We start from the raw sequence: 12,618 nt of genomic DNA, 5'->3' as shown, positions 1-12,618 counted from the left end.
CGGATGGGGAAAGGCATATTCCCGAATGGAAAAACGAAAAAACACACCTCAGTCAGAGATGTGTTCAACTCAACAGCAGTCGCTTGCTACATGGCACTGTCGGCGTTCACGTCGTTCCGCTCCTCGATACGATGCCAGATCAGCTTGTGCATGCTAATGCGCCGAGCCAGAAATCTTGGCAGCTTGCGATGATGAAAGCCTAGCTTGTAACCGAGCAGCTTCGCCGCCGATTCCACGATTAATCTTGGCAGAAGATACAGCTTGCCGCTCGCAGCGAGTCCCTTCAGCTGGAATCGTACAAGCGAGGAGCCTGCGCCTCCAACAGAGCTGTAAGACGTAATCCAGGCGTTCAGCCGCATTGAAGCGCCGTTGTCGAAATAACGGTTGAATTGCTGTCTGACGGAGTAATTGTGCGAATGGACCACTTTCGCATCGCCGCAATACGCAATGGCGTAACCGGTAAGCACGCATCTGGCCGCCATGAACATATCTTCATTAAAGAGCACCGGCTCCTGAAAGCCCCCCATCATCTGAAAAATATCCCGGCGTATGGCTGAGCATACATTGGAGCAAAAAAAAGTGCGAAGACCGTATTCATCAAGCTGATCCAATGACTTCACCGACGATTGCGGAGGGTAGTTATGCTCGCGTGCCAGTCTCTCGAGAATGTCGGCATCGGCTTGAGGCAACTGCCTGGCGTAAGACATGACCACACGACCGGGGGATGGCAGCTCATCCGGTTGAGCAGCTACCAGCAAAGGCTGAATAAGACGCTCAATCACCTCGTTGTCACAGGGCATTGCATCCTGCGTCATGAACATGAGGATGTCGCCGGTTGCAACAGCTGCCGCTTTGTTGCGCGCTCCGCCATGATCGAATTCCGCACGTTTGATTGGCAATACATGAGCGCCTGCCCTCTCCGCTCTTGATGGTGTGCCGTCCTCCGACTCGGAATCGATCACGATAATTTCCTTCGGCCGGACTGTCCCCCGCCATAGTCGCTCCAGCAGCTCTGACAGCTCCTCACCGGCGTTCAGAGTTGGGATAATAACCGATATGGTGCCTGATGGCGATAGAGGATTAGTAAGCATTTTTGTTCATCAGGCCCTTCACGATAGTCTTCATAATGATTTTCAAGTCGAAGATGAACGTCCAGTTCTCTATGTAGAAAATATCATGCATAATCCGCTCTTTAATGGATGTATCCCCGCGAAGACCGTTCGCTTGCGCCCATCCTGTAATGCCGGGACGGATCTGATGCTTGATCATGTACTTCGGAATGTCCTCCTTGAATTGGTGGACGAAATAAGGTCTCTCCGGCCTTGGCCCGACAACGCTCATCTGCCCCAACAGCACATTGAAGAACTGCGGCAGTTCATCCAGGCTCGTGCGCCTGAGGAACGAGCCGAAGGCGGTGCGTCTTGGGTCGTTCTCCACCGTCCACTGCGTGTCGGATACTTGAGAAGTCGATACATGCATGGAACGGAATTTAAACATGTCGAAGGACTTGCGGTCAAGCCCCATCCGCTCCTGCCTGAACAAGACGGGACCGGGAGAAGTGAGCTTGATGCCAAGCACGATAAACAGCATAATGGGCGACGTGAGAATAATCGCCAGAATAGAGAACACAATATCAAATGACCGCTTCAACAATCGGTTACCAAGCTCGTCAAGCGGCACGTCGCGCACGTTAATAAGCGGAATGCCTGCGAAGTTGTCGAAGTATGGCCTGGCGGGAAGCAGATCGAAGTAATCCGGGATGATCATCGTCTTGACGCCTGATCGCTCGCAAATATCGATAATTTCCCCATACTTCCCGTGCGCATCCAATGGCAGAGCCATAATGACTTCGTCGATCGGCCCCTTCTCCAGCTTGCGCTGCAGATCGTCTATCGTGCCGATAATCGGCTTCATATGGCTGTATTCCGGAGCATGCTCGCGTTGGAAATCGTCCAGGAAGCCTAGCACTTCATAACCGAGATCGGGATGCTGATGCAGATTCGCGTAGAAGCTGCGGCCGAGTGAGCCCGCTCCTACGATCAGTACGAACCGCTTATTGAAGCCCTTCCGCCGGAAATGCGACAGAATCTGCTTCACCCCATAGCGATAAGCGGAGACGGCGACGATATTTATACAGAAGAAGATGAGCAGAAATTGTCTGGACACATCCGATTCATTCGTGAAATAGAGCAAGCTCAGCAGTCCCAGAAAGCTGACCGTTTGAATTTGAACAATCTTCAACACATCGTAGGAGAAGCTCTTGCGGCGCTTCGGCGAATAAAATTGCACATAAAAACCGACCAGCACGCAAGAGAACGAATACACCGTCCCCCAGACCAGATAGGTCGAGAACGGGATCGACTTCACATGCGCCAGCCAGTCGCTTTCAAACTTGATCCAATAAGCGCCCAAAAAAACGAGAAGCGTACACAACAGATCAGCCAGCATATACAATTGTGTCAAAAACCGCTGATTTTGTCGCAGCATAACCTGTACCCACCCGCATTCTATCAAAGTTCGACATGATGTGTCGTCGCTCAACTCTTCCAATTTAACACTTCATCTATTAACATTGTACCAAATGAAAGAATGGAAGAAAACAAGTCTATCTGGAAATAATAGGACAACTATGGATGGAACGCCAATCCTAGCCTCATCATGGGCCGGGACGGCGACGGCAATTCAGGTATCCTCCTCATGGAGCAGCCGCCGCGATTTCCGATTGATCATTTTCCGCTTGCGCAGCATATTCGGTATTGTCCTCGCGAGTGTTGGCACACACTTCAGGAGGGCGGGCTCCCTAAGGAGGATATAGCCCAGCTTCAAGGCTTCCAGAATCGTGATAACTGGCACGACAAGCAGCAGATGCCAACCAATCGACTCATTCTTCAACAGCGTATAGAAGCGATTCATATATGAGTGCTGTCTGACGAAGAGCGGAATCGAGCTTCTTCCGCCTTTCTTCCATCCACGAGCATGAACCGCCTTGGCCGATGAGACATACTGCGACTTCCAGCCTAGCCGTTGTGCCCGCCATGCGACATCCACATCCTCCTTATAGGCAAAAAACTGCTCGTCAAAAAATTCTCCGTCGAGAGAGATCTCATCAATCATGCGGCGTGAATACATTGATGCCGCTCCGGACACGCCGAACACCTCGCCGCTTTGGCTCCAATTGGCAGCAGCCTCCCCCGCTCCCCGATCCTTTGCATTTCGGGATAGGCCCATAGCAAGGCCCGTGCTGTCAATCAAATCGGGTCGATCCTCCAGCACAAGCTGACCGGTAGCGCTGCCTGTCTTCGGATGCTGTTCCATCCAGGCGATAAGCTTCTCCACATAGTCCGGCTCCAGGCGTACATCGGGATTCAGTACAAGCACATAATCGCTATCCGTCGCTCTGATCGCCTGATTCTGCCCCCCTGCGAATCCGTTGTTAACCGTATTCCGTATAAGATTGATGGGCAGAGCAGCGGATTGATGCTCCCTTATCGCCTCCAGCGTACGGTCGGCGGATGCGTTATCGACGATGACGATGGACACCGGGATGGTCTGCATAGAGACTGCCTCGAGGCACGCTCCGATATCCTTCGCGCTATTATAGGTCACGATGCATACACTAACCGTTGGAGCAGACATAGACAACCCTCGCTTATCATTCCGTAAAATAGTGCTTCAGCGCCTCTCTCCATGGACGGAGGGACTGAAATCCCTGCTCTGCCAAGTCATCCCCATTCAGCACCGAATAGGCTGGTCTGGGCGCTGGCCGCGGAAATTCCTCCGTCTTACATGGCAGAAGCTCTACCACCGGTGCATCAGGACACAGCTCGAATATCGCCTTCGCGAACTCGTACCATGAGCAGTTGCCCTCATTCGTTGCGTGGTAAATGCCATAAGCTTCGCTGCGTGCAAGTTCCACCAGAAGGCGGGCCAAATCATATGTATATGTCGGACTGCCGATTTGATCGTTCACAACCTTCAAGACATCCCGTTCACTCGCCAGCTTCAGCATTGTAGATACAAAGTTATTCCCATGCTTGCCGAACACCCATGACGTTCTGACAATGAAATGCTGCGGCAGCGTTGCTTGCACCGCCCGCTCTCCTGCGAGCTTGGACTTGCCGTATATCGTCTTGGGATTAGTCGGTGCATGAGCCGGGTAGGGGGTTGAAGCACTCCCGTCGAAGACATAATCCGTGCTGATGTATATAAGCTTGGCTCCCGCTTGTTGCGCTGCCTCTGCTACATATCGCGTGCCCTCAGCATTAATGCGATAAGCTTCCGCTTCATCGGTCTCCGCTTGATCCACGGCTGTGTATGCTGCGCAATGGATAACGGTGTCGGGCTGCAACTGCTGGAATACGCTCATGCACTGTTCCGCATCCGTAATATCCAACTCTTGCCGGGTGAGTGGAATCATCGTCAGCCCTGAGGTGCTTAGCAGCGACAACTCTTTCCCCAGCATGCCTCCGGCTCCCGTGATCGCGATTTTATAAGTAGATTTGCTAGATTGGTTCAAAACTCAAGATTGCCCCCCTTACTCAAAGACGTGACCGGAACAGCACATTACATTCCGCTAAGCTTCTTCTATCAAACTAATAGCCTATTGAGGCTACCTATTCTGCAGTGCCATTCATCGAACAGACCGCTCTGTCGCTTACACTTGTCGTGTTCGATAGGCTCCCGTTATACAATCGTTCATCCACTGCTCACTACGGATATACCAGTCAATCGTTTCCTTAATTCCGCTCTCATAATTATGCTTCGGCTCCCAGCCAAGCTCCCTGCGAATCTTGTCGGCATCGATGGCATAACGACGGTCGTGTCCTAGCCGATCCTCTACGAAAGTAATAAGCGATTCCGGCTTCCCAAGCGTCTCCAGTATGGTCCGCACCACCTGCAAATTATTGCGTTCATTGCGACCGCCAATATTATAGACCTCACCGCTTGCGCCTTGATGCAGCACCAAGTCTATCGCGTGGCAATGATCTTCCACATAGAGCCAATCACGCACATTCAACCCATCGCCGTACACAGGCAGCGACAGATCGTTCCGGGCTCGATGAATCATGAGCGGAATCAGCTTCTCCGGGAATTGATAGGGACCGTAATTGTTGGAGCAGCGTGTAACGTTCACATTCATCCCGAATGTTTCATAATACGCCCGAACCAACAGATCAGCCCCCGCTTTGCTTGCGGAATAAGGACTGTTGGGCGCAAGTGGCGTGTCTTCCGTGAACAAGCCCGTTGCTCCAAGAGTACCGTACACTTCGTCAGTCGATACTTGGACGAACTTGCTGACGCCATATTGCTTGGACAAGTCAAGCAACGTCTGCGTTCCGAGCACGTTGCTCTTCACGAATATATCCGGCTCCTTAATGCTCCGATCCACATGCGATTCCGCAGCAAAGTTAATAACTGCATCGAGCCCCTCTTGGAAGAGGGGCTCCAGCTTCAAGCGATCGTTAATATCCGCATGGACGAAAGTATACCGGTCGCTCTTTTCAACCACACTTAAGTTATTGAGGTTGCCGGCGTACGTAAGCGCATCAACATTAATTAATTGATAGGAAGGATGATGCTTCATCATATAGTGAATAAAGTTGCTGCCGATAAACCCGGCGCCGCCAGTAATGAACAGCCTCACGTTCACTCGCCCTCCTTGTATGCAAAGTTCAATTCCGCCTCTGCCAAGGTCGGATGATGTGTATCCTTCTCAGACAGTACGGGCGAATTGGTCGGCCAAGTAATACCGAGCGCAGGATCATCCCAGCGGATTCCCCGGTCAAGCTGAGGTGAATACGGCGCATCCACTTTATATTGCACCTCCGTATTGGGCACAAGTGTGCAGAAGCCATGCGCGAATCCGGCTGGAATATACAATTGCAGCTTATTATCCTCCGACAGCACGAAGCTCGCCCAATGCCCGTAGGTTGGCGAGCCTCTTCGTATATCCAATACGACATCCATGATTTCTCCGGCAGTTACCCTTACAAGCTTGCACTGTGCCTTCGGATGCAATTGATAATGAAGCCCTCTAAGCACATGGACGTCCTTCGACAGAGAATGATTATCTTGCATAAAGCTTGTATTCATCCCATGCTCGGCGAACTGATCGAAGTTATAGCTCTCCATAAAGAAGCCACGATGATCAGAAAAGACTTTAGGCTCAATAAGCATTACTCCCGGCAAGCTTGTCTCCTGCAGTTTCATCTCTTCACCGCCATTTACAATTTCACCGTACCGAATTTGGCACTGTAGAGAATATCCTTCGCTAGCTCATTTGCCTTGCTGTAGGAAGCATGGGTTCCCGCATCGCTCCACCACTGCGACAGCACATCGTAAGACAACTCGCCTCTAGCTATATAGGCATTGTTCACATCCGTAATTTCCAGTTCGCCTCTTGCCGAAGGCTGAAGACTTCGAATGATATCGAACACCTTGTGATCGTACATATACACGCCGGTTACAGCATAGCTGCTTTTCGGAGAATGAGGTTTCTCCTCTATCGACAAGATCCGATTCTCCGCTAGCTCGGGAACACCGAACCGATGGGGATCGTCTACCTTTTGAATTAAAATCTTCGCGCCGCATTCCTGTTGGGCATAGCTTTCTGCGAATGGAGCGATAGAATCCTGGAAGACGTTATCTCCAAGAATAACAACCATTCGGTCGTCTTGGACAAAGTGCTCGGCCAGCCCCAGCGCTTGAGCAATTCCTCCGGCATCATCCTGCACCTTGTAGGTGAAAGAGAGTCCGAAATCAGCTCCGCTTCCGAGTAAGCTGACCACATCGCCCATATGCTCCTTGCCCGTCACGATGAGGATGTCTCGTATCCCGGCCTCCTCCAGCTTGGCAATAGCATGGAAGATCATCGGATACCGCCCCACCGGCAGTAGATGCTTATTCGTCACCTTCGTGAGCGGGTACAGCCTCGAACCCGTCCCTCCTGCAAGGATGATTCCTTTCATTGGGGCCTCCTTCACTATAGTTCAGCCTCTCTGCACTCGCCGAGGTAGATGGAACAAAGTTTTCCTCATATCATCTAACATTTCTTCCTCTTATCTTGGTAAGAAATTTCCCTAGTTGATCCTAGTTACAAAGACTAGCCACTCGCGGTGAAACTTTGGATGACTAACTTATTTACGTTATCTAAGCTCACGACTTTCATTGCTGACAAATACTCCTTACGTGAATCTTAATCATGTGTCCTGCCTTGCTGTTTCTCCAGACGAATCCTCATATGAAATGTAACCATCATTATCTTTACTCTCAGCCTGGCTTTTATTCCGAGAAACTATTAGTATCACAACTTACTAAAAACCAAATTAATTAATCTCTTAGTTGCATGTGCACCGTTTTCGTTAATATAAGTATTTTTAAATTCTCTTACCATGTCCAAGTTAAATGTCTCGTTTAAAATCTCATTAATTAACTGGTCAGTATTTTTAACCACAGGTCCTGGTACAAATGTCTCATAATCAAAATAAAAACCTCGAGAATTATCTTTGAACGATTTAAGATCATATGCATAGAAAATCATTGGTCTTTCGAGATACATATAATCAAAAATGATAGACGAGTAATCAGTTACTAGTATATCAGAAGCTAATAGTAATCCATTCAAATTATAATATTCAGAAACATCATATAATCGATTAGAATAATTATGTTTATATGAATGCTTCCGAATATGAGGGTGCAATCTCAATAGAATAATGTAGCTTTCATCTAAAGACTCTATTAACTTTTCAAAATTCATTTCGATGGAAGGTGGTGTATTAATCTCATCATCTCTGAACGTAGGGGCATATAGAATTTTTTTCTTGTTTTTCAACTCAGGGTAATTAGTATAAAACTCATTTAAGCTTTCTGATTGTGTACTACTTTCATAAAAGAAATCAACTCTAGGCACTCCTATTGGGTACACATTCTCTCTGTTTACACCAAATGCAGTGACATGTTGGTCAACTACTCGAATTGAACTTACTATAACATGTGTATATGATTGATTAGCTGAATACTCAAGTCTCGCAAGACGACCAGTATTACAATCTTGTCCGAATTTTTTCACTGCTCCAGAGCCATGCCATAGTTGAATCACTTTCACTTTCGCATTAAATTTCATATATGCCATTGGAAGAAATACATTATCAAGAAAAATATAATTCGCAGTCGCCATATGATATGACTTTACTAAAAACAATGAGATTGTCTTGAGCAGTTTTCTTGGAGCAACCCCCATCCCTAAATCATTTTTACAAATCCAGTAATATTTCAACGGATAATCTTTTTTAACTAATTCGTTATATACATACCCTATATTACCTTCTAAATGAAAATCATGAGTCATAATAAATAATACCTTTTTTCGATTCAAAGGAAAAACTCTATATATCCAAAACAAGAATGCAAAAATTCTATACATTAATGACTTCATAAATTCACCTAAATTCTAATTAAGCATTTCTATTAGTTCGACTATTTTTATTGCCGCAGTCCCATCATCTGCATGATTATACTTTTCAACAAAACTCTTATATTTTTCGTTATACTCAATATAGTAAGTTGAACTGGAACTTATTATTTTTTTTATTTGATCAATGAGATCTATGTCATTAAATACTATTGGTCCAGGTACTTCATCGACAATGTCAAAATAAAGCCCCCTTAATTGATCCCTATAAAATTCGTAATCATATACATAAAAAATCATTGGTTTACCCAGTATACTAAAATCAAACATAACAGAAGAATAGTCAGTAATTAAAATGTCTGAAACAATAAATAGCTCTTGTATATCTACTGAAGAAGAATTTAATAAAAGAACTGAATTATTTGTTTCATTATTTATTAATATATTTTTTGAAATCAAGTAATGGCTTTTAATAATAAACACAGCTTCTTCTCCTAATTCTTCAGAAAATAAATCAATGTTTATTCTTAAGTTCATTTCGTATTTCATTTTTGAATAGAACTCATTGTCTCTCCATGTAGGTGCATATAAAATGATTTTTTTTTCTAAGGGGAGCCCGTACTTTTGTTTTAGTGCATTTTTCTGATCGGTGTCATACTTCATTACTAGTCGATCATTCCTAGGATAACCAATCTCAATGATTCTATTTCTAAAGTCAAAAGCTCTTCTAAAAATCTCAGAAGAATACTTATTTTGTGATATTAAAAAGTCCCAATTTTGAGTGTTTAATTTAAACAATCTTTTATAGTTTTCAATATCAGTTTCACCACCCATGCTTAAGGAATCCATATCCAACGCCAATTTTTTCAATGGAGTTCCATGCCATGTCTGGATATAATTCGTATCTTTTTGTTTAATAATAAAGCGAGGATGTCGACTATCAAAAATCCAAAACTGAGAAATCATAATGTAGTAGAAATATCTTATTCTCAAGCGTTTAATTTTTTTGCATGTTCCCACTGTTTTAAGATTTTTATCTTTTGGGTTTTCAAATACCCATACACATTTATATTTTTTATCAAGATTTTGCCGAACCAATTCTTCATAAATGTATTTCGGGTTACCAGTATATGATTTACCTACATTACTTTCAAAAATAATCACACTTTTCTTTACAGACATGAAGTGATTGATAATTTTATATATTTTTATAATCAAATTGATAAACAGACTCCTTATTCGACTCATCACTCTCTCCAATCATCGAATCAGTTATTTATTCACAACTCTTAAATCATTTTTTATTTTTGTTGTTGAAATACCTGTAGTTCGAGGTAAATAAATAACTTCACAAAATACTTTTAGAAAATCAAACTCTCCTTCCCAATCATCTCCCATAACAAATATATCTACATCATTCATTTTAACATCATTAATTTTTTGCTCCCAATTATGCTCTGGTATTACTAAATCGACATACTTAATAGATTCTAGAATTACTTTTCTGTCATCATACGAGTGATACGACTTCTTGTTCTTTATTTTATTAAACTCGTCAGATGATAGTGCAACTATTAAATAGTCTCCTAATTCTTTTGCACGTTTCAATAAATTAATATGACCACGATGTAACAAATCATAAGTACCGTAAGTTAAAACCCTTTTCATATATAGTCCACCTCATTTCATACGTTACAAACTTCTCTATAAAACATTCTCAATGCTCGTACGTTATACTCTTTATAATTAAAATCCAATGAACTGTATTCCTGGTGTATATATTTCTGCATTCCATAAACAAGACCTTTCACATTATTTTCAACTAACAAACCATATCCTCCTTCAAGAACACTCCTTGATCCAGCTATGTCAGTTGAAATAATTGGCTTTCTCATTGTTAATGCTTCCAACAGAACCATAGGCTGCCCTTCATGATTAGAAGATAGAACAAAACAATCACATGCATCGATATATGAAAACGGATTGGTTAATTGTCCAGTAAAAACCACTCTTTCCTTTAATCTCAACTTAGCCACCTTTCTTTTAAGCTCTTTTTCCATAGGACCTTGTCCAATAATATGTAACATAACATTTTCATTTTCTTTGGACAGATACTCAAATGCATCAATCAGTTTGAGATGATCTTTTTCTGGCGATAACCTTCCCATTGTCACAAAGTGAATCTTCTCTCTATTTGGCACTTTAATCCCTTTCAACTCCAAAAAATCGCCTTCTATTTTTTTTATCAAGAGATAATCGTTATCATTCGCACAAATTATTTCTTTCGTAAGAAGTTGCTCCTGAATTTTATTGTAATCAAGACAATTATGTACATAAGTTATTTTATCCCTATCGATATATTGCTCGAGACCATTTAAATTTTTCTCCATTGTATGTTTTGAAACAGCAACAATTTTATCAAAATTACTATAGAGAGGGAAAATAATATCCAAGTTTCTCTTGTGTTTGTATACCCCTGATATTTTTTTTCTATACTCCTCTGCCATATCATTGTGTTGATAAATTACCTTTCTTTTAAAATTGCCTGAGGAAATTAACGATGTCCAAAATGGAGTATATCCGCTGAAATCTACCGCTACATCAAAGCGACTATTTCCCAATATTCTATTAATTTCGCGAGTATACAATTCAGTTGGATAAATTTTGCTTAACCATTTCGAATTTATACCTAGTTTTGTAATAAGTAAATTCTTATAAACTTCAAACAAGCTATGATTCATAGAGCCAACTCGATGTAATCTTTTAACTTTACGATTAATTTTCAAAAGATTATTCCTTGATACTTCATCATATTTATATTTTTCTAGTATTGCGACGTTGTATTTATTATAATCAATAGCATTTAATAAATTGATAACCGAACTTGTTATTCCATTATTAACTAACCCACCACAATAAAATAAGATATTAATTTTTTTCTCATCCAATATTGAGTAACTTGAAGCTATTGTAGCCTTTTTTTCAAACATATTACTTATTAGCCTAGAGCTCGCAAAGCCATCATCATTATAATTAAACACTTTCAGCATATTTTCATATTTCTCTTTACTGAGTTCATGCACTTCATTAATCCGTTCTAAACCTCGCATTAATTGCTCAATGGTTTCATAAACAGGTCCAGGAAGTGTTTCAATATCTATTATTAGTCCTCTTTTATCAAGATATTTATATCTATCAAACATATAAAAAATAATTGGTTTTTTAGTAACCATATAATCGACAAATATACTTGAGTAATCAGTAATTAATACATCGACTATAGAAAGTAATTCATTTGTATCGATTGTATCAGGAATTAATTTAAAACGATCTATATCAAGCTTTATTATTTCCTTGTAGGCTAAATTATGTATTTTTACTATTAGCTGATAATCTGTAGGAATAAGTGCAGTTAGTTTTATGATTTGATCATATGTTTCTTTAATTGCTTTCTCGGGTTTATTACCAATCCCTCTCCATGTCGGAGCATATAAAATTATTTTTCCCTCCTCACCGATTGACAAAGATTCCCTTACATTTTCAATTGGGTTTATTGTTAAATCTATTCTAGGATAACCTTGGTCAGAAATTTCCCCAGAGTATATTCCATCTAAATCATATGAATCGACAATTATATCAGCAGTAAATTTGTTTGGATTAATTATCATATCAGCTTGTAGCAGATTACGAGTTACATTTGCGTGATCTACTAAAGTATTATTAATATATTTCCCTAACGTTTTAATTGGGGTACCATGCCAAGTATTAATATAAACCTGCCCCTCTTTTTTTTGGAAATAAGTAGGGAACGTAACATTGTTAATCAAGTACTTCGCCGAGGTTAAGTATTTCAAGTATTCCTTACTATTAATTCTTACAAACTCAATATTTGAATATGACTTATACTTATTCAAGTAAACATCAAGATTATCATTTAAAGCCCATATATGCTTGTAATCATTATATTTAGGATTCTTTAGTATTTCCAAAAAAATAGCATATGGATTGCAAGACATATTTTTACCATGATAAGATTCATATAATATTGTATTTGAATTAATCTGATTTTCATTAAAATACTTTGTATATTTTATTCTAGTTCTAAAAGAGTTACTTTGAAAATAAGATTTCATTGGAGCAACTAACATTCTCATTCCTTTATTGATTTTCTCAAGCGTTAACACAATAACAGCTCCTTATTCCCG

11 protein-coding genes are annotated in these 12,618 nt (G+C 41.9%); all 11 read right to left on the bottom strand.

The annotated features are described in order from the left end of the window. Window positions 1-86: 86 nt before the first annotated feature. On the bottom strand, window positions 87-1,091 hold the full coding sequence (locus M6D81_RS10740; RefSeq protein ID WP_262676890.1) for a glycosyltransferase family 2 protein: 1,005 nt from the start codon (window positions 1,089-1,091) through the stop codon (window positions 87-89). Continuing rightward, window positions 1,081-2,487, bottom strand: coding sequence for an undecaprenyl-phosphate glucose phosphotransferase (locus M6D81_RS10735; protein ID WP_262676889.1), 1,407 nt, complete (start codon window positions 2,485-2,487; stop codon window positions 1,081-1,083). The genes M6D81_RS10740 and M6D81_RS10735 overlap by 11 nt, the downstream gene beginning before the upstream one ends. 195 nt (window positions 2,488-2,682) lie before the next feature. Beyond that, window positions 2,683-3,636, bottom strand: coding sequence for a glycosyltransferase family 2 protein (locus tag M6D81_RS10730; protein ID WP_262676888.1), 954 nt, complete (start codon window positions 3,634-3,636; stop codon window positions 2,683-2,685). A 16-nt stretch (window positions 3,637-3,652) separates the two neighbouring features. Beyond that, entirely contained in the window at window positions 3,653-4,516 is an 864-nt protein-coding gene (gene rfbD / locus M6D81_RS10725; protein ID WP_262676887.1) for a dTDP-4-dehydrorhamnose reductase, read from the bottom strand. A 138-nt stretch (window positions 4,517-4,654) separates the two neighbouring features. Continuing rightward, a complete protein-coding gene (rfbB, locus tag M6D81_RS10720) occupies window positions 4,655-5,644 on the bottom strand; it encodes a dTDP-glucose 4,6-dehydratase (protein ID WP_262676886.1) in 990 nt (329 codons plus the stop codon). Window positions 5,645-5,646: 2 nt separating this feature from the next. Beyond that, complete coding sequence (gene rfbC, locus M6D81_RS10715) at window positions 5,647-6,210, bottom strand: dTDP-4-dehydrorhamnose 3,5-epimerase (RefSeq protein ID WP_262676885.1); 564 nt, start codon at window positions 6,208-6,210, stop codon at window positions 5,647-5,649. Between the two features lie 14 nt (window positions 6,211-6,224). After that, entirely contained in the window at window positions 6,225-6,968 is a 744-nt protein-coding gene (locus tag M6D81_RS10710) for a sugar phosphate nucleotidyltransferase (protein ID WP_262676884.1), read from the bottom strand. A gap of 335 nt (window positions 6,969-7,303) precedes the next feature. Then, window positions 7,304-8,377, bottom strand: coding sequence for a CDP-glycerol glycerophosphotransferase family protein (locus M6D81_RS10705; RefSeq protein ID WP_262676883.1), 1,074 nt, complete (start codon window positions 8,375-8,377; stop codon window positions 7,304-7,306). Window positions 8,378-8,452: 75 nt separating this feature from the next. Beyond that, window positions 8,453-9,631, bottom strand: a complete 1,179-nt coding sequence (locus tag M6D81_RS10700) for a CDP-glycerol glycerophosphotransferase family protein (protein WP_262676882.1) — start codon at window positions 9,629-9,631, stop codon at window positions 8,453-8,455. 54 nt (window positions 9,632-9,685) lie between these two features. Beyond that, the gene (gene tagD / locus M6D81_RS10695) at window positions 9,686-10,081 is read right to left on the bottom strand and encodes a glycerol-3-phosphate cytidylyltransferase (protein WP_262676881.1); all 396 of its coding nucleotides are present in this window, start codon (window positions 10,079-10,081) and stop codon (window positions 9,686-9,688) included. 17 nt (window positions 10,082-10,098) lie between these two features. Further along, window positions 10,099-12,597, bottom strand: a complete 2,499-nt coding sequence (locus tag M6D81_RS10690) for a glycosyltransferase (RefSeq protein ID WP_262676880.1) — start codon at window positions 12,595-12,597, stop codon at window positions 10,099-10,101. Window positions 12,598-12,618: the final 21 nt, after the last annotated feature.

The organism is Paenibacillus sp. J5C2022 (assembly GCF_025567625.1).
Classification (GTDB): Bacteria; Bacillota; Bacilli; order Paenibacillales; family Paenibacillaceae; genus Pristimantibacillus.
This window is presented reverse-complemented; position numbering and strand designations above follow the sequence as displayed.